The organism is Pseudazoarcus sp. NS36 (assembly GCF_059703705.1).
The window spans coordinates 16,226-34,582 of record NZ_BAAKJA010000011.1 but is presented as its reverse complement, the minus strand read 5'-3'; the positions used below and the strand labels follow the sequence as shown (position 1 = coordinate 34,582).

Genomic DNA, 18,357 nt, shown 5'->3' with positions numbered 1-18,357 from the left:
TTTGTTGGCTATCGGGCCCCATAGCCGTTGCGCGTGCAGGTTCCTCGGGTGTGCGATTACACAAAGTCGTTCCAGAACAACTGGGAGCGACTGTCTGAATCGCCCCTCGGCTACCTCAGCACGCTACGGTTCAAGGAGGCTCAAAAAGCTTAGGTTCGTGTCAACCGAGCCGGCAGCAGGCCATACGTCCCTGGAACTGAACCAGCTTCGACTTGAACAACTGCAAGCCACGGTGTCAGCTTATGCCGACCTCGCGAAGCTGCGGCCGACCGGTTCACTTCTTCCAGCGACGCCACTGGTTAACACAGAATACGCCAGGCACGCCTGTTGAGTCACCGACGTGATTGGCGACCTCCACCAGCCTACGAACACCCGAAGCCAAGTAGCCGACCCCGTTTAAAGGTGGGCAGCGGCGGCACCTAAACGATGGCATAGTTTCGTTTATAGGTGCCTGAGCAGTGTACTGGGAGCTAAACTAATTCAGCGTTTCGTTTGTTACCGGTGGGGTATGGCAACGCAAAAGATAATCAAGACAGTGCAAGAGCTCGGCGAGATAGTCGCCGCCATCCGAATTGAGCAGAGCCTTCGAGCGGACGACTTCTGCGTGTCGCATGTCTGCCTTAGCGGTATTGAGCGCGGGAAAGAAACGGCACAGATAGGCAAGGTGCTGGAGGTTCTGGCTGAACTCGGTATCCGTGTAAAGCTCGAAATGCCGCCTGGAATGAAGGTTCCGGAGGGCAGCGCATTGAGAAGGCGCAGGATTTCGAGGTAGCCCGTATGGGCCATATTGCTTCAATCAAGGGCAATAGGCGCTTCGAGCAAATCCCGGGCCACGCATACCCCATCCTTGACGACAAGCATTCAACTGGCCTGCTGCAAATTCGGATGACAAGGACCTGATCTGGTTGCCGTCGGAAGGATGCGAGTGCGGCTAAAAACGCCCATCCTCAGGCCAATTATTTTTTGGTCATGTTTTGCTTGTTTACGTCATGTTCGGCCAAGTTATGCTTGAACCGAGAGAGGCAGGGCAGCCGGAATCACCTGATGATTGGTAAGGTTACGCTTGATTCCCATGCCACCATACGTGTAACGGCACAACAGCCCCAGGCGCCCGCGCCTGCCGCACCTGCTGCCACAGAACCAGCGGCGACAACCGAAAAGAAGGCCAGCTCATGGGACTGGCTGTGGCCGTCCATAGTTGCGGTTATCATCGTCAAATTATTCGGTCGCGTTGGTGGCCTGGTTGCCTTGGGCTGCTGCTGGCTGAAACCGGAGCTGGGAGCGTTGGGCGCGGTTGCTGCCTCCTGCGTCATCGGCGTGGTGGTTGCCATCGGCCTCTTGGCGATGATTCGTAGCTGATCCTTCGCGCTCCTGTCGCGTCCGCTCGTCTTTTGCTGACCCCGATTCAATCCCACACACGAATTCGAACTCGAGTCCCAAAGCGCAGCTATTTCCGTGTTGTTGTAGTCCAAGGTGTGGCGTATGACTTCATCAGTTTTTTGGTGCGCGTGGCCGCAGGAAACGTTCAACTGTCAGAGTCGTCGTCCTTTTCATCAGGAACTTGCATTACAGAAATCACGTAGGATTTCCTCCAGCGTGACGGGTTCTCGAAGTGAGCTTTCTCGAACTGCTTGGCTTCGATGCGCCGGTACAAGGTTGAGCGTCCAATACCCAGAAGGCCTAGAACGTCGTTCAGCCTGAGCAGCTGATCTTCAACCTGCGGGGTGCCTGAGGCTACGGCGGTCACCGTAGGCAGTTCGGGGGGCAGCCAGGATTGCACCTTGATGATCCACGCTCGGACGCTCTCCCGGTCGAGGGTCACTTTACTGAGCGGTAGCGGAGCGCCGTCCTCGGTGTGTGTGAAGCCTTTGATTTTTCTTCGTTCAGCAGCATCCGCTAGCGCCTCTGCTCGTTCGGTCAGCTCAGGCACTCCTGCAAGGTAGGGGAGGTCATCCTCCACGACGACCAACTCTTGCTGCTCTCGCGTCAAGTGCTGCCATTCGACTGCAGCCTGGGCGACGGTCACTCGGTCGCTGAATCTGTTAGCTCTTTTGTACTTGTCGGCCACGTTTAGGTTTCTCCTTCGTCAGGCGTGAATGGGGCGAGCATGTCTAGCAGCGGTTCCCCGAGGGGGCCGCGGCCGGCGCGCACGCTGCGCTGTTGCTGCGGAGTTTTCGGAGGCTTCGCGTTTTCAGGTTGTGCTTGAGGTTCTTGTGCAAACTCGGTCTTAAGTTCTTCGTGGGCTTTGGCGAGTAGTCCCTGGACGTGCTGTCCCCAGCGTTGCCAGGCATCCGCCATCAAATGTTTCAGCTCCGCCCGCTGGTAGATTCGACGGACGCTGTTTTCGATGGCGTGCGCTTGGCACTTGTCGATGATGTCGGGTGAGACGCCAAGCTCCTGCATGTGCGACGACATCGTTCGGCGGAGGTCGTGTGGCGTCCAATTGCCTCCGCGCAAGACCAACTCCAGCTGGGCAGCGCGTCGCCCCTTGATGGCCGATGCCCTCTGTCGGTCACGAATCAACTTGGTGAGGGTGCTTGTCTCTGTGGGCCTATCCCTGTCATTGTTACTGCGTTCACTCGGGAACACGTACTTTGAGTCGCCTGCTATCGACACAAGGAACTTCGCGCAGGCAACGGCAAAGTCGGACAGATAGAGCGTTCGGTCTCTCGCCGGCACGTTGTTGAGCTTCTTCTGGTTTTCTTTCGGGATGAGCCAACTCTGTTTTTCGAAATCGAAATGGGATTTCTCCGCGAGCATCGTCTCTTCCATGCGAGACCCCATAGCGGTGATGAACCAAATGGCCGCTTGCCAGCGAACGGGAAACTTGCCCTTGTAGAGGCGTTTGTAGAGGTCGCGGAGTTCATCCTCCTCCAAGAAACGGTCTACTTCGCGGCTTTGACCTTTCCAAGTTTTCGGTTCGAGCCCCCGGGTCGGGTCTCCCATCAGCCATTCGTGATCAATCCCGAAGCTGAACATTTGCCTCATGCTAGTGAGCGCGATACCGCATGTGCGGGTCACGCCCTTCGCTCGTATGTTATTAAGGGCCACGATGGTGTGAGGCTTCTTGACCAGGTCCAGTCGGAGGTCCGCGAATTGCTGGTTCAGGACATGGTTATTGAATAGCCTGCGAACGTAGGCGCCCTGGTCGGAGTGGTGGTGCTGCAGGTAGTCGGTATCCCATCTGACGAATAAGTCCCGCACCGTGGTCGGTATCTCGCCGTGCTCAACGGCAACGCTGGTTGCCAGGGCTTCGGCTTCGATGTTTGCTCGTTCGATTTGCGGGTCGAGGCCGCTTGTAAGCAGTTTCTCTTTTTCCCGCGCAAGCTCACGGGCCTCAGCAAGCGTTACCGACGGATAGTTCCCCAAGGCAAGCTTCCTGCGCTTGCCGCTAACGGGAGATGTGTAGCGAAACAGCCAAGATTTCGCGACTTTAGTGGTGCGCTTACGAAGTCTGAGGATCAGGTTGTTGCCGTCGTAGAGCTCAAGCTCAGTTTTCCCTTCGGGAAGCTTGGATTTCTCGACTTCAGTGGCGGTAAGTGTCTTTGCCATCGTGAGCTTCTGAAAAATGGCATCAAGTTTACAGGGTCGTATTCCGTAAGTCACTGATATACAGAGAAATGTGAATTTGTCGAGCAGACGAATGTAGGGCTCCACCGCGGTGGCGGATCGCGGCTGAACCTTTGTGGGGCTTCTTTCTGGGGGGCCAATTGGGGGGCCGCCGTACCGGAGATGGTGGGGGATTTTCGATAGTCGGCGATTGGATGTTCGAGGGATGAACTTCTGTCGTGTGGGGCATCATGGGACAGTTGTAGACGTTTTTGGCTCGTTGTCTCGCTACGTATAATCAACTAGATATAGTTTTTGGGACGGTATCCAGTCATTTCTTGGTATGCAGATTTACGGAAAATGTCCCAGGGCTTGAGGTCAGTTTTTTCTGCGCGAAAGTTCACGAATCAGTTGCATGGGGTGCAAGGGGTCGCGAGTTCGAATCCCGCCGCCCCGACCAATTGAACGAAAAAAGCCGATCCCGTCTGGGGTCGGCTTTTTTATGTTTTTCAATTTTTGACAAGGTGTTCAGCGCCGCCGGGCTTGGTTACAGTTGAGCCTGTTTTTCAGGTTCAAAGGCTCGTTTGCGATGTCGAGTTGCCGCGTCACTGCGTTGTTACCGGCCTATCAGGCCGCAGAATTCATCCAGCCCACACTCGATTCCCTGAGCGCCCAGAGTAGCCCTGCGCTTTCTGTTGTCATCTCCGTTGACGCATGCAGCGACGATACCGCTCGCATCTGCGAGGAGCACGCGGCGAGGGACTCGAGATTTCGTGTGTGTCGGCAGGAGCGGCGTCTCGGGTATGTGGGTAACTGCAATTTTCTGCTGGCGCAGGCGAATTCCGAGTATGTCTTCTTTGCTTTCCATGATGACGTGCTGGCTCCGTCTTACGTGGAGAAGCTGGTCGCATTGCTCGACCGTACTCCGCAGGCGGTCATGGCTTTCTCTGACGTATCCCTCACACATGCCGATGGCCGACATGAACTGCTGTGCTTCGATGCGCTCACGGGCCTGGATGATGCGCTGTCGCGCGGTACGTTGATGTTTGCGCAGGTGCCGCTGTGGTGGGTGCCCAATCGTGGTGTGTTCCGTCACGCCGCAGCGCGGCACATCGGTGGGCTGAAGACTCATGGTGCCGGTGAGTTCTCGGCGGACTGGCCGTGGCTTTCCCACATGAGCCTGCTGGGGGGCTTTGTACGTTGTCCGGAGACGCTGTGTTTCAAGTATTACCAGCTCACCAGCCTGTCCCGCGCGTGGGATTTCTCGGCACGTCAGAAGTACGCTGTCGGCCTGTCGGGCCTGCGCGAGATTCGTCGTAGTGACCTCCCGTTCGGCAGCAAGCTCAGGCTGGCAGCGCCGCTGCTGGGTCGCTTGCTGAGGATGCGTCGCAAGATGCTCAAGCGTTCGGTCGCGCGGCGCCTGGGGCTTTCGGGAGAGCCGCATGAGCGTGGCTGATGCCAGCTGGTTTGACGGACGAGTGCGTGTTCTTGGCTGGCCGCCGCATGCCGATGAGCGAGGCATGCTGCAGGCGTTCGACTTCAATGCGCTTCCCTTTGTGCCGGCCAGGGTGTTCACGGTGTCGGCTGTGCCCACAGGCCTTGCACGCGGTGCGCACGGGCATCGCAGCGGAGAGCAACTGCTGGTGTGCGTGCAGGGCCAGATCGATGTCCTGATGCGCTGCGCCGGGCGTGAGGCGCAATGCAGCCTGCGACCGGGCTCCGGCATGCTGTGGGTGAGCAGCGGTGTTTGGTGTCGTCAGACTTATGTCGAAGCGGACTCGGTGTTGCTGGTGCTGGCCAGCGAGCCCTATTCGTCCGAGGCGTATTTCACTGATTGGAGTTGATGGGTGGAGTTATGCGGGTAGCCATTCTCGGGGCCGGGATCATGGGGAGTTCGTTGGCCTTGCATCTGGCGCGCCGTGGCGTTGCCGTGACGCTGTTCGATGCGGCTGCCGAACCGTTTTGCGGCGCCAGTCGATGGAACGAAGGCAAGATCCACCTGGGTTTTCTGTACAGCGCGGACCCTTCGCTGGCCACGGCTCGCCATGTGCTCGAAGGCAGTCTGATGTTCCGCCCGACGGTCGAGAGTCTGCTGGCATGCTCACTCGACAGCATGACGACGCGCGACGACGATCTCTTCATCTGTCATCGTCAGTCAGTGGTTGGCGTAGATGCAATGCAGGCCTATTTCGAACGTGTTGCCGCGCTCGTCCGTTCGCATCCCGCGGCTGACCGCTATCTGGTGGATGCTTCTGCCTGCCAGGTGCGCCGTCTGGAGGCAGAGGCGCTCGCGCGGGTCAGCACTTCACCGGACATCATCGGCGGCTTTGCGGTGCCCGAACGCTCGGTGGCAACGACCCGTATTGCAGACCGTTACGTCGATGCATTGCGCGCCGAGCCCGCTATCGAGTGGCGAATGAACACGCGCATTGTCGGTGCGGGGCCGGAGCGTGAGGCTGCCGATGCGAAGTGGTACGTCGAGACCAGCGTTGATGATCGCGATGGGCCCTATGACTATGTCGTGAATGCGCTTTGGGAGGGCCGTCTTGCCATCGACCGGACCGCTGGCCTGGCCCTCCCCGCAGTGTGGTCGAATCGCTACCGGCTGGCCTTGTTCGTACGCACCGCAAGCGTCCTGTCGTTGCCGTGCATGGTCATCGCCACGGGCCCGTTTGGCGACCTCAAGAACTACAACGGTCGTGATTTTTACCTCTCGTGGTATCCCGAGGGCTTGTTGCTGGACAGCGCGGAGGTGTCGCCGCAGCTACCGCCCATGCCTGACCCGCAGGCTCTGGCGGTGCGCATGATGAGCGCGCTGGAGGGGCATGTTCCTGGTGTTGCGGAAGTGCGTGATGCTGCCGAGAGTGTGAAGGTGGCTGGAGGTTGGGTATATGCAGCGGGCCGAGGCGCATTGAGTGACCCGCGGTCGACGCTGCATCGACGCGACGAATTCGGCGTCGTGCGGCGTGGCCGCTATCTGTCGGTCGATACCGGAAAGTACGCCACCGCGCCCTGGATGGCGATGCAGATCGCCGACAGTCTGCTCGGCACCAGAGCGGCTTGAACCCTTCGCGCTGACACGGGAACACGCTAAAGTCGGTGCCTTGAAGGCGCGCGCATCCTGCGGGCGATGTGTGATGGACCAGACGAGGGGAGGAGCGTGTGTTGCGCGTAGCCGTATTCGGGAGTTTCTATCGCGGTTATCACGTGCTGCACGAACTCATCTCCGGCGACCTTGCCGATCAGGTCGTGGTGGTGGGGGTCGCGACGGATGACCCGGATCAGGCCTTCGTCAGCCCCGGCAAGCGTGTCTGGCAATATCCCCATGCAGCGGCCGAGCGAAAGATGGTGGCGCGACTGGCCGAGGAGCACGGCATTGCGGTGTGGAACGGGCGGGTCAAGACGCCCGAGTTTTACCGCATCTTCGAGCAGCAATGGCAGCCCGATCTCGTCGTGATGGCGACTTTCGGCCAGAAGATCGACGCCCGCCTGTATGACTACCCGCGCATCGGTTTCTTCAATCTTCATCCCTGCAAGGACGATGGCTGGCCGTCCCACTATGTGGGCGGCAATCCGTTTCAGCGGCTGCTCGACGACGGTTCCGAATACTGCGTGATTGCGCTGCACCGGGTGGACGACGGTTTCGACACCGGTGAACTCGTGGGCTTTTCCGAACGTATCGCGCTGCCCGCGGGTGCCGGCGTAGTCGATCTGCACAAGCTCACGGCGCCTGTGGCCGCGCGACTGGCGGTGCGTGAGATCGCGCAGTTGCTCACGTCCGCATGAGCCGCACGGCGCGTCTGATGGGCGCTTGCCGGGGGCTGCTCTGTCTGGTTTGGCTGTGCTCGGCCTGCTCGTTGTGGGCGGCCGTGGAACCCAACGCCACGCTGGAGCGGGTGCGGGCGCAGGGCTACGTCAGCATCGGTGTGAAGACCGATTTCCCGCCCTTCGGCATGCTCGACAGTGCAGGGCGCCCGATGGGTTTCGAGGTGGATCTGGCGCGTCGCCTCGCGCAAGCCTTGGGCGTCGAGGCGCGTTTGCTGGGCGTGAGCACCGAGAACCGCTTCCAGCGGCTCGAGCAGGGTGCAGTTGATCTCATTATTGCCACGGCTGCCGACACGGCTGAACGTCGCCAGCTGGCGACGGTGATCGAACCGAACTACTACGGCGGAGGAGTGGGGGCTTTCCTGAGGCCGGGTGTCTTCTTCGACGACTGGTCGGCCATGCGCGGGGTCGAGTTGTGCGCGCTGCAGGGGAGCTATTTCAACAAGCCGATCATGCAGCGCCATCTGGTCAGGCTGCAGATGTACCGCAGTGTGCGGGATGCCCAGTTGGCGCTGCGCGACGGGCGCTGCGCGGGCTTTCTGTACACCGACGTGGCGATCCAGCAGTATCTGAAGGATCCGGAGTGGACCGGATATACGGCTCCGCTGCCGTCGGCGCTGATCATTCCGTGGGCCATCAGTGTTGCGCGTGCTGAGGCCGGCAGTGAGTTCGAGCGGGCCATCGGCGACATCGTTGCCGACTGGCATCGCAAGGGCACGCTGATCGAGCTGGAAGCCGCCTGGGACATCCAGCCCAACCGCTTCCTGCAGGACGCCAAGCGCTTGTGGAATGCGCGCGAGGCTGACGGCAGCCTGCTGTGCGAGCGTGCGGCGGATGGCCAGTGGCCGGCAGCCTGCCGCAACGCGGCCTTTGTGACGTCGGCCGATGTCGGCGGCTTGCAGGGCATCGGCCTGTGGGTGCGTGAGACGTTCGGGCTCGACTTTTCCTTCGTGTATGACCCCTTCGACCGCGACCGCTATGTGACCGGCATCCTGTGGACCTTGCAGCTGTGCGCCGCCACGATTGTCGGCAGTCTGGTGTTTGCCTTCATCGGCGCGGCAGTGATTGCGGCGCGCGTTCCGGTACTCAGCAGCCTGATCCGTGCGCTGGGCAATTTCGGCCGCATGACGCCGGTGCTGCTGCAGATGTATCTGGTGTTTTTCTGGCTCGGCGGAGTGGTGTGGAGCAGTTTCGGCATCAGCCTGCCGCCGGCGCTCGTTGCGATCTTCTGTCTGGCGCTGTACCACGGCTCGATCATCGCCTTTGCCTTCATCGATGCCGCCGATCACATTCACGAGACGCACCCCGAGTTCCGCTTCACGCCGGCCTTCATCCCTGAGCTGCTGGCCGAGGCCTCGGTCGGTGTGCGCAATACGCTGACCAATCTGGTCAAGGCCACCTCGATTGCGTCGGCCATTGCGGTGCCCGAGTTGCTGGCTGCCACGATTGCCATCATGGCCGACCGCGGCAACGTGTTCCTGATGATGAATGCCTTGCTGCTGGTGTTCTACGGCATGACGGCCTTCTGGATCCACGTTTTCGAGCGCTTTGAACGCCGGCTGCAGGCGCGGAGGGCGGCATGATCGGTGACGTGCTCGAGGTGCTGTGGACGTGGACGCCGTTCCTGCTGGAGGGCTTCTACTGGAACATCGTCATTGCGGTGCTGGCGACCGTTTTCGGTACCGCTCTCGGAGCGGTTCTGGCCTTGCTGCAACTGTCCAGCGCGCCGGGCGTGGCCCGCGCAGTGAGTCCGCTGGTCTCGTTTTTCCGCAATGTGCCCAGTCTGGTGTTTCTGTTCTACGTAGCCACACTGATTCCGAACCAGCTCGCGTTTGGCGATGGGGTGATCAACATTCCCGACTGGCTCAAGGCGGCGATTGCCCTGTCGGCCTCTCCGACCGGTTTCACCGCGCTGAACCTGCACACCTCCATCCTGCACTGGCGCGCCGGCCGCAAACGCTCTGCCATCCTCTTCATTCCGAACTGGCTGGGCGGCTTCCTGATTACGCTGCTGGCCTCGAGTACGGCATCGCTGGTCGGGGTCAGTGAGCTGGTTGGCCAGTGCAATACGGTGATTGCGGCGACCGGCACGACCTACCTCTTTCCGATTTATGTTTACGCCCTGTGCATCTTCTTTGTGTTCTGCTATCCGGTCAGCCTGGTGCTCGGGCAGCTCAGACAGGCGATGATCAGGCGCCATTCGTGACAATGCTTGATGGAGTGATTCCGCGGTGATCCGGCGAAGCCCCAAGGTCGAAAAGTATTTCCTGTTGAGTGTGCGTGACGAGCTGTTGGCGCTGCTGATGTTCTGCCGCCATCAGTGGTATGTCGTGCTGGGCATCATTTCGGTGATTGCCGCTGCGGTGTATGTGATCTCGCCCGTCCCGCCATCCAAGCTGCGCGTTGCCTCCGGGCAGCCGAACTCGACGCTGGAAACGATTGCCAGGCGATATGGCGACTACTTCGCCGAGCATGGCGTAACGGTGGAGTACTTCACCACGCGCGGCGCGGCCGAGAACCTGCAGGCGCTGCGCGACGGCAAGGTGGACGTGGCTTTCTCGCAAGGTGGTCTGCCGATTGCGGCGGACGAGGGGATCGTTTCGCTCGGCAGCATCGGCTATCAGCCGTTGTGGTTCTTCTACACTGGCCCGGTGTTCAACGGCCCGGATTTTGTCGAGTTTCTGGAAGGCAAGCGTGTTTCCATCGGCTTGAAGGGCAGCGGCACGCGTCCGGTCGCCGATGCCTTGCTTGGCGTCGTGCCCGAGGGGTCTCGCAAGCGAATCCGTCTGTACGAATTGCCGGCTGGCGAGAGCATCCGCAGCCTGCTCAACGGCGAGATTGACGGCATGTTCCTGCTTGCCGGCATGGAGTCGGGCAATGCCCAGGCGCTGCTGGCGCGACCCGATGTGCGCATCCTGAACTTCCAGACGGCTGATGCGCTGACCCGCCACATCGACTACATGGAAACCATCGTGCTGCCCAAGGGCGGGTTGGACCTGTCACCGCCGCGGCCGGGCAACGACGTGAATATGGTGGCCACGACCACTACCGTGCTGACGCGAGAGGGCCTGCATTCGGCCCTGCAGTATCTGTTCATGCGCGCGACATCGGACTTCTTCACCGGAGATGCCGCCTATTTCCAACGCCCGGGCGGCTTTCCCGCCTTCACCGAGCACAACATTCCGCGCAGCGAGGTGGCCGAGCGCTATCTGCAGCACGGCCCGCCGGCGCTGGAGAGTTACACCTCGTACTGGGTGGCGAGCTTCTTTGATCGGGCGTGGTTCGCCATTCTTGCGCTGATTGCCGTGCTGTACCCGCTGTTGCGCATGTTGCCGCGCTATCGCAAGACGTCGTTCGATATCGCTGCCAGCTACAAGTACGCCGAAATCTTCAAGCTCACGGCCGCCATCGAACATCGCAACTCGCTGGACGAATTGCCCGCCCATCGTCGCGAATACGAGCGTCTCGAACGGGAAGTCCGCGAGTTGTGGATTCCCAAGGGCTGTCACCAGGCCTATTACTTCCTGCTCGGCGCACTCGAGATCGTCGAGGAGAAGCTGATCTATGCCGAAACCGGCGTGGCGCCGGATTCCTCGCGTGCCGGCTCAGCCTTCCGAAAAAACGTTAGCATGTGATCCTTGCTGAATCTGCAGGCCGCCACGCCCCTTCAATCCATCAGGAGCATCGTCATGAACCGATTCGCCGTCGTACTGTTTTCCACACTGCTGGCTTTCGCCGGCAGCGCCTCCGCGCAGCAGGTCGTCAAGGTCGCCGTCTCGCCCGCCTCACCGCCCAACCTGTATGAAGAAGGCGGCAAGACCATGGGGCTGGATCTGGACATTTTCGAAGGCTATTGCAAGGCGCGCGGCTGCACCCTGCAGATCACGGCCTACGACTGGCAGGGCATGCTCGGCGCGGTGGTGAGCAAGCAGGCCGACGTGGCCTTCTCCGGCATCTCGATCACCGAGCAGCGCCAGCGCGTGATGGATTTCTCCAAGCCGTACATGGAGAACACCTGGAATCTGGTGAGCATGAAGGAGCGCAACATCGAGTTCATGAACGACCTCGACCAGCTCAAGAAGTATTCCGTCGGCTACCCGCGTGGCATGGCTTACACCGATTTCATCAAGCGTGACCTGGAGCCCAAGGGCGTGTATTCGCTCGACAAGGTCAAGCTCTACCCGACCTACAACGAGGTGCTGGCCGACCTGCGCAACGGCAACCTTGATCTGGCCTTCCTTGATGGCACCGTGGCGTCGGTCTATCGCAAGAGCATGCCGATCCAGGACGCCTACGTGTTTTCCGGCTTCGACCGCTTCGGCTTCGCCTTCCCGAAAGGCTCGGCAATGCGTGCCGACTTCGACAAGTATCTGGACGAACTCGGTCAGGACGGCCTGCAGAAAATCATCGACAAGTGGATGAATTGATCGCGCAGGGCGCCGGCGCATGAGCTTTTTCGACATCCTCACGCTGCTCGCCGCCGGCGCGGGCTATACCGTTCTTGTCACCTTCTCGTGCATCGCCACCGGGCTCGTTGTGGGCTTGTCGGTGGCGATGCTCACGCGCCTGCATCTGGGGCCGCTGGAGATCGTGCTGTCGGTGTTCACCTATGTGTTTCGCGGCATTCCGGTGCTGGTGCTGCTGTTCATCGTGTTCTTTGGCCTGCCGGCCTTCGGGCTGAGTGTGCCGCCGCTGGTATCGATGATGCTCAGCCTCGGGTTGATCGCCGGTGCCTATCTGGCCGAGGTCTTCCGCGGTGCGCTGGAATCGGTCGACGCCAACGAGATCGTTGCGGCCGAGGCCATGGGCATGAGCCGCTGGCAGATTCTGGTGTCAATCGAATTGCCGCAGATGCTGCGCTTTGCCGTGCCGGGCATGATCAACGAGTTCACCACGGTGCTCAAATACTCGCCGTTTGCCTACACGGTGGGCATTCCCGAGATCATGAAGCACGCCATGGTGCTGGCCTCGACCACGCTGCGCGGGGTCGAGATCTATCTGGCCATCGGCCTGCTGTACTTTGCCATCTACAAGCTGATGCTGGCCGGCGTGCGCGCGGTCGAGCGTCGCTACGCCATTCCCGGCTTTCACCGTGGTTGAAGCATGACGCAAACCCCCGAAAACACCGTGTTGCTCGAAGTGCGCGGCCTGATCAAGCGCTTTGACGGCAAGCCGGTACTCAACGGCGTGAACCTTGATCTGCCCGAGGGGCAGATCAAGATGGTCATGGGGCCGTCCGGCTGCGGCAAGTCCACGCTGCTGCGCTGCCTCAACCGCTTGGTCGATCCGTGCGAAGGGCAGGTCATCTTCCGTGGCGAGGACGTAATGCGCCCGGGTACCGATGTGCGCCTGTTGCGCCAGCGCATCGGTTTCGTGTTCCAGCATTTCGCGCTGTATCGTCATTTGAGCGCGCTCGACAACGTCACGCTGGGCCTGCGCAAGCTGCGCGGCATGAGCCGTTCTGATGCCATCGAGAAAGCCATGGCGGAACTGGCGCGCATGAACATGTCCGATCACGCCGCCAAGTATCCGTCGCAGCTGTCGGGTGGGCAGAAGCAGCGTGTGGCGATTGCGCGCGCGCTGGCCATGGACCCGGCGGTGCTGTTCTTCGATGAACCCACTTCCGCGCTCGACCCGCTGATGTCGCGTGAGATTGTCGGCGTCATCGACCAGTTATGCGCCGACAACGTCACCATGCTGTGCGTCACGCACGATGTGGAGCTGGCACGTGCGATCGAAGGCAATGTGGTCTTCCTCGACGAAGGCACGGTACGGGCCGAGGGGATCGCGGGTGAGCTCTTCGACGAGCATGCCGACCCGCGCATCCGCGCTTTCTTCTCGCGCGAGCGCCGTAGCTGATGGGCGACTGGTCCTTCTTCATCGCCGAGGTGCTGGACTACTGGCCGCAGATTCTCGACGGCCTGGGCAACACCTTGCTGCTTGCCGCGACGATCACCGTCACCGGGCTGGCCGGGGGCGTGGTGGTGTTCTACCTCAGCCTGAGCGAGCGCCGCATGGTGCGTCGGCTGACCAACGCCTACATCTCCTTCTTCATCGGCACGCCGCTGATCGTGCTGCTGTTCCTGATGTATTACGGGCTGCCGCAATGGGGGCTGCGCATGTCGCCGTTCCTGGTGGCGGTGATCGGCTTCACGATGAACGTCGCGGCGTACAACGCGCGTTACCTGATGACGGCCTACAACGGGCTGGATCAGGCTGAACTCGAAGCGGCGCGTGCGCAGGGCTTTTCCGGCCTGCAGGTGTTCCGCCTGATCACGCTGCCGCAGACGCTGCGGCTGGCCATTCCGGGGCTGACCAATCAGGCCATCCTGAACCTCAAGGACAGCTCGGTGGCCTTCCTGATCCAGTACACCGAGTTCTTCGCCCAGGTGCAGGAACTGGCCACGCGCAGTTTTGAATACTTCAAGGCCTATGTCGCCGCCGGGCTGGTGTATCTGGTCATGGTGTCGGTTGTCGTGCTCGCGGCACGCTGGCTGGAGCGCCGCTTCATGCTGCCCGGCGTGCGCCGCTAAACGGAAATTCTGTCATGTCCATGAGTTACGAAGCATATCTCGACGAAGTCACCACCCTGATCACCGAAAAGTACGACGCGGCCGACGAGGACGCCATCGCAATGGTGATGCGTGCGCAGGATGACGAGTTTTTCAGCACGCACGACGACGATCCGTCGATGCGCACGCTGGACCGTGCGCACGCGGATGCACGCACGGTGTTCACCAAGTACGCCAGGCGCTGAGCGCGCTGCGCCCGGTCTTAGGGTCTGTTCACATTTGCCATGGCGGTCGCGCTTGGTCCAAATGGCTCGCAGATCAAGGCGCGGCGACGCCGCAATACCGGGTGTCTTGCAAGGAGCCGCAACGCCGAAATGCGGGCCATTTGGACCAAGCCCTGCGGGTGGGTCTGTATGGCCGCGCCGGCGGCGTTGCGCTCATTGTCAAGGGAATGGCCATTGACTGCTTCGCGCGCCTTGCCGGCGCAGCCATACAGGCCCACGCGATCCGCCAGCGCAATTGTGAACAGGCCCTATGGCAGGACGACGTCGAAGCCGACCCACAGTACGCGGCCGAGCTTGCCTTCGTCGGACACTGTCACGCCCTTCACCGTTGAGCCGAAATGGCGCTCGTCGGTCAGGTTCTCGACGTGTGCGCGCAGCGTCCAGCGTTGGTTGATGGCCCAGTTCGCGCCCAGGTCGATGCGCGTAAAGCCGCCGCGCTCCACCACCGAATCGTCCGCCGCCACGGCCTCGTAGCCGCTGGAACGGAAGGCCGCCAGCCACAGGCCCACGGTGTCGATGGGCTGGTAGTCCAGCCGCAGGTTGTACTGGTGTTCGGGCACCGAGGTGCTCTGACCGTCCCAGAAGATGTTGCCGTTCACCTTGCTGCCGTCCGCGCGGATGGCTTCCAGTTCCAGCACGCGGGTGTAGCCGGCGCGCAGCGCCAGGCGCGGCGTGAGGCGTGCGAGCAGTTCTAGCTCCAGGCCGCGTTGATTGACGGTCATGCTTTCAAGGGCGCCGGCGTTGCGGCGCGGTACGCCGTCCTGCTCGATTTCATAGACCGCCAGATCGGCGTGGCCGAGCGCGAAGCCCTGACGTACGCCGACTTCGATGGTGCGCGATTCGACGATGTCATCCCCGGCGCCGCTGCTGTTGAGCGCGTCGGTGCCGAAGTTGCCGTACTTGCCGATGAAGCGGTTGTAGCCGGTTGCCACCGAGGCGCGCAGGCGGGTCTGTTCGAGCACGCTCCACGCGGCGCCGAGCGAGTAGGAGAACACCGAGTCATCTTTCAGGTTGTCGGCCTGGGTGACGCCATTGAGCTTGATGTGGTTGTCGAAGCGGGTGTAGCGTGCGCCGGCGTTGAGCGCCAGATTGTCGTTGAAGACGAAGCTGTTCTCGGATTTGAGCGACACGTCACGGAAGGTGTTGTGCCATTGCTGGTCGCGCAGGTATTCGGTGCGCTTGTGTTCGATGCCGAGCTTGCCGTCGTAGCGCACGCGATCGGACAAGTCGGCCCCGAGGTGGTGGTCGACGAAGAAGATGTCGTTGTCGATGCTGCGGTCGCGGTTGCGCGCGGCCCATTCGGCGCGGCTGTCGGTGCGCAGGTAGCCGAAGCGCAGGCTGCGTTCGTCGTCGAGCGCCACGTCAAGCAGCGCGCTGGTCAGGTTCTCGCGGCTGGTGATCGACTCGACCGCGCCGTTGCGGATGATGTCGGGCCGGCTGGTATCACGGATCACCAGCAATTCGCCGCGCACGCTGTCGCTGAAATTCCAGCCGAAGTTGCCGAGTACGTCGCGCACGCTCTGGCGTTGCAGGTTGGCCGGCTCGCCATCGTAGTCGCCGTTCATGGCGCTGCCCGCGACGTAGTAGTCCCAGCGCTCGCTGTGATCACCGGCTTCGATCTGGCCCTGCACCTCCCCCACGTTGCTGGCGTCGAAGGACAGCAGTCGATGGTCGCTCAGACCACGGCCCGACTTCAGGCGGTATTCCACCACGCCGCCGTCGGTGCCGTCGCCGTAGCCAACGGCCTGGCCGCCTTTGTGAACGTTGATGGTGTCGATGGCGATGGACGGGATGAAGGTGCTCGAGTAACCGCCACCTTCCTGATCGGAAGAGGTGTAGGCCGGCAGGCCGTTGATCGATTTGGCCGCGCCCCAGTCGCCGAAGCTGCGGATCTTTGTGCCGCCACCGAAGCGGTCGCCGTTGCCCGGCTGGTTCATCATGCCGGTCACGCTGTAGCGCAGCGCGTCGCCCTTGTTGGCCGGGCTCATGGCACTCAAGGTGCTGCCGTCGGCGGACGAGACCGAGCGACTGGCGATGAAGGCGTCGCGGCTGCGTTGCAACTGGGCCTGCGATGCATGGATGGCGTGGGCGGTGACCTCGACGGTCTGCAAGGTGGCCTCGCTCGAATCCCCGGAGGTTTCGACCGGCTGCAGTGCGTAGCTACCGTCAGACTGTGCGACGGCGCGCAGGCCGGTACCGGCAAGCAGGGCAGCCAGCCCCTGCGAGGCGGTATAGCGGCCGCGCAGGCCGGGGCTGGTCTTGCCGTTGCTGAGTTTTTGCGCACCGGCGAGGTAGAGGCCGGACTCGCTCGCAAAACGTGTCATGACCTCGTTCAGCGGGCCGGCCGGGATGTCGTAGTCACGGCTGTCGGGAGCCGTCGTGGCCGCCACGGCGGCGGGGGCGTGTGTCAGCAACGCGCCGGTGACGGCAAGCAGGCTCAGCTGAAGCGCCAGCGCAAGCGGGCGCAAGGAGGGTGGGGCGGGGTGGCGGGACATCTGCGGGTTCCTGTAATGGGTGACGACAAGGTCGAGAAGCCGTCGCGATGCGGGGCTCCTCTCACCTGGTAGAACGCGCGAGCCGCAGAAACCCGGAACCTCGAATGCAGAAAATGGAGTTGAAGCGCTCAGTGCGGAGTGCCCTCGGCTTCAATGCGGGTCCACCACGGGAGTGGGCGTGTGATGCGCACCGGCAGGCTGGCCGCCAGCATGCTCAGCACACGGTCGGTGTCTCGGATGGGGAAATTGCCGAAGACGCGCAGCTCGGCGACCTCATCGGCCAGCGCGAGGTGTCCGCGGCGGTAGCGACGCAGCTCGCGCACGATCTCGTGCAGCGGTATGTCGGTGGCGACCAGCGTGTTGCGGGTCCAGCTGCCGCGGGTCGGATCTGCAGCGCCCGCCAGGCTGATCCGCTCCGCGTCGAAGCGCGCCTGCTGACCGGCATGCACGATATGCGTTGCACCGCTGCGGGCGGTGCGAATCTCCACGGCTCCGTGATGCACGGTCAGCTGCACTGTGTGCTGTTCGCTCAGCACATTGAAGCGGGTGCCGAGTGCGTGCAGACGCCCCGCGTGGGTGTCGACGTAGAAGGGGCGTGCGGAATCGGGTGCCGTGTCGATGAAGATCTCCCCGGCGATCAGCCGCACGCGGCGCGTGTGGGTGTCGAAGCTGACATCTACCGCGCTGGCGGTGTTCAGCCACAGGTGGGTGCCGTCGGCCAGCCGGACATTGCGCTGCTCTCCGGTGGCCGTGCGGTAGTCCGCGCGCCATACGGCAAGATCCGTGGGCAACTGCTTACCGCGCCAGCAGATCAGGCCGATGACGCCGCTGCCGCCCAGTGCCGCAAGGCAGGAAAGGCAGCGTCGCCGCGCCCGCAGTCGCTCCTGCGCTGCGCGCAGTGCGTCGGCCGTGTGGCGGGGCTGCTCGACGCTACGCAGCGGCTCGAAGCCTTGCGCGATGTCCTCGACGTATTGCCACGCGCAGCGGTGTTCCTCGGCGGCATCAAGCCAGCACTGCCAGTCCCGCCGAATGCGTGCAGCAGCCCGCCCATCGCGCAGCCGTGCGTACCATGCGGCGGCCTGTTGCAGCACGGCGCTGGAGGGGGCGATGCTGGCAGGTTTGCTCAAAGCGCCGGCTCGCAGCGCAGTTCTAGTGCGGTCTGGCGAGCACGCAGGTTCAGGCAGGCGGCCATTGCGCGGGCGACGTACTTGCGCACCATGCGGCCTGAAATGCCCAGTTCGGCTCCGACGTGCTCGTCGCTGAGATCGCACACCACGGCCAGCATGAAGGCGTTTGCGGCTTTCGGCGGCAGGCTTTGCAACATGTTGGCCAGCTCCTGCAGGGCTTGCAGGACAATGACCTGTCGTTCGGGCGAGGGCTGGTGGTCGGGCGGCGTTGCGGCCAGCGTTTCCAGCCAGGCGCGTTCGATTTCCTGGCGTCGCCACTGGCTGATGCACAGATGCTGGGCGGTGGTGCGCAGATAGGCGCGGATCTCCGCGATGCTGTCGAAGCGGGGCTGGCTGCGATTGGTGATCAGACGCAGAAAGGTGTCCTGCGCGAGGTCGGCGGCCTGATGGGCGCACCCCAGCCGGCGTCGCAGCCAGCCGAGCAGCCAGCCATGGTGGCCGCGGTAAAGGTATTCGACATGTTGCACGTGTGCTCAGCGCCGTCGTGACACCTGTGGCATGACCT

The 18,357-nt window shown here is 62.0% G+C and carries 18 protein-coding genes; 13 read left to right on the top strand and 5 right to left on the bottom strand.

Annotated elements, in window-relative coordinates; genetic code table 11:
* Positions 1–1,044: 1,044 nt before the first annotated feature.
* Positions 1,045–1,359 (top strand): hypothetical protein, encoded by a 315-nt coding sequence (locus AC6H0R_RS15190; protein ID WP_497582213.1) that lies wholly within the window; start codon positions 1,045–1,047, stop codon positions 1,357–1,359.
* 166 nt (positions 1,360–1,525) lie between these two features.
* Here AC6H0R_RS15190 and AC6H0R_RS15185 read toward each other — a convergent pair whose 3' ends face one another.
* Positions 1,526–2,068: a helix-turn-helix transcriptional regulator gene (locus tag AC6H0R_RS15185; protein ID WP_497582212.1), complete on the bottom strand. Its 543-nt coding sequence runs from the start codon at positions 2,066–2,068 to the stop codon at positions 1,526–1,528.
* Positions 2,069–2,070: 2 nt separating this feature from the next.
* Positions 2,071–3,552, bottom strand: a complete 1,482-nt coding sequence (locus AC6H0R_RS15180) for a tyrosine-type recombinase/integrase (protein WP_497582211.1) — start codon at positions 3,550–3,552, stop codon at positions 2,071–2,073.
* A gap of 586 nt (positions 3,553–4,138) precedes the next feature.
* On the opposite strand from AC6H0R_RS15180, the gene AC6H0R_RS15175 reads away from it, so the two are divergent.
* From AC6H0R_RS15175 to AC6H0R_RS15120, 12 genes are all read left to right on the top strand, one after another.
* Positions 4,139–5,005, top strand: a complete 867-nt coding sequence (locus tag AC6H0R_RS15175; RefSeq protein WP_497582227.1) for a glycosyltransferase — start codon at positions 4,139–4,141, stop codon at positions 5,003–5,005.
* Complete coding sequence (locus AC6H0R_RS15170) at positions 4,992–5,393, top strand: sugar 3,4-ketoisomerase (RefSeq protein WP_497582210.1); 402 nt, start codon at positions 4,992–4,994, stop codon at positions 5,391–5,393. The genes AC6H0R_RS15175 and AC6H0R_RS15170 overlap by 14 nt, the downstream gene beginning before the upstream one ends.
* 11 nt (positions 5,394–5,404) lie before the next feature.
* Entirely contained in the window at positions 5,405–6,613 is a 1,209-nt protein-coding gene (locus AC6H0R_RS15165) for an FAD-dependent oxidoreductase (protein ID WP_497582209.1), read from the top strand.
* A gap of 98 nt (positions 6,614–6,711) precedes the next feature.
* Positions 6,712–7,335, top strand: coding sequence for a formyltransferase family protein (locus AC6H0R_RS15160; protein WP_497582208.1), 624 nt, complete (start codon positions 6,712–6,714; stop codon positions 7,333–7,335).
* Entirely contained in the window at positions 7,332–8,957 is a 1,626-nt protein-coding gene (locus AC6H0R_RS15155) for a transporter substrate-binding domain-containing protein (protein WP_497582207.1), read from the top strand. Before AC6H0R_RS15160 ends, AC6H0R_RS15155 begins: the two co-directional genes overlap by 4 nt.
* The gene (locus AC6H0R_RS15150; RefSeq protein ID WP_497582206.1) at positions 8,954–9,580 is read left to right on the top strand and encodes an ABC transporter permease subunit; all 627 of its coding nucleotides are present in this window, start codon (positions 8,954–8,956) and stop codon (positions 9,578–9,580) included. Before AC6H0R_RS15155 ends, AC6H0R_RS15150 begins: the two co-directional genes overlap by 4 nt.
* A 25-nt stretch (positions 9,581–9,605) precedes the next feature.
* On the top strand, positions 9,606–11,009 hold the full coding sequence (locus tag AC6H0R_RS15145; protein ID WP_497582205.1) for a TAXI family TRAP transporter solute-binding subunit: 1,404 nt from the start codon (positions 9,606–9,608) through the stop codon (positions 11,007–11,009).
* Between the two features lie 54 nt (positions 11,010–11,063).
* On the top strand, positions 11,064–11,801 hold the full coding sequence (locus AC6H0R_RS15140; RefSeq protein ID WP_497582204.1) for a transporter substrate-binding domain-containing protein: 738 nt from the start codon (positions 11,064–11,066) through the stop codon (positions 11,799–11,801).
* Between the two features lie 19 nt (positions 11,802–11,820).
* A complete protein-coding gene (locus AC6H0R_RS15135) occupies positions 11,821–12,474 on the top strand; it encodes an amino acid ABC transporter permease (RefSeq protein ID WP_497582203.1) in 654 nt (217 codons plus the stop codon).
* Positions 12,475–12,477: 3 nt separating this feature from the next.
* Positions 12,478–13,233: an amino acid ABC transporter ATP-binding protein gene (locus AC6H0R_RS15130; RefSeq protein WP_497582202.1), complete on the top strand. Its 756-nt coding sequence runs from the start codon at positions 12,478–12,480 to the stop codon at positions 13,231–13,233.
* On the top strand, positions 13,233–13,907 hold the full coding sequence (locus tag AC6H0R_RS15125; protein WP_497582201.1) for an amino acid ABC transporter permease: 675 nt from the start codon (positions 13,233–13,235) through the stop codon (positions 13,905–13,907). Before AC6H0R_RS15130 ends, AC6H0R_RS15125 begins: the two co-directional genes overlap by 1 nt.
* A 20-nt stretch (positions 13,908–13,927) precedes the next feature.
* Positions 13,928–14,131, top strand: coding sequence for a hypothetical protein (locus AC6H0R_RS15120; protein WP_497582200.1), 204 nt, complete (start codon positions 13,928–13,930; stop codon positions 14,129–14,131).
* Between the two features lie 287 nt (positions 14,132–14,418).
* On the opposite strand, the gene AC6H0R_RS15115 is transcribed toward AC6H0R_RS15120, so the two are convergent.
* The 3 genes from AC6H0R_RS15115 to AC6H0R_RS15105 form a co-directional block, all read right to left on the bottom strand.
* On the bottom strand, positions 14,419–16,665 hold the full coding sequence (locus AC6H0R_RS15115; RefSeq protein ID WP_497582199.1) for a TonB-dependent receptor: 2,247 nt from the start codon (positions 16,663–16,665) through the stop codon (positions 14,419–14,421).
* 128 nt (positions 16,666–16,793) lie between these two features.
* A complete protein-coding gene (locus AC6H0R_RS15110) occupies positions 16,794–17,792 on the bottom strand; it encodes a FecR family protein (RefSeq protein ID WP_497582198.1) in 999 nt (332 codons plus the stop codon).
* Positions 17,789–18,319 (bottom strand): sigma-70 family RNA polymerase sigma factor, encoded by a 531-nt coding sequence (locus AC6H0R_RS15105; RefSeq protein WP_497582197.1) that lies wholly within the window; start codon positions 18,317–18,319, stop codon positions 17,789–17,791. Before AC6H0R_RS15105 ends, AC6H0R_RS15110 begins: the two co-directional genes overlap by 4 nt.
* Between the last annotated feature and the right edge of the window lie 38 nt (positions 18,320–18,357).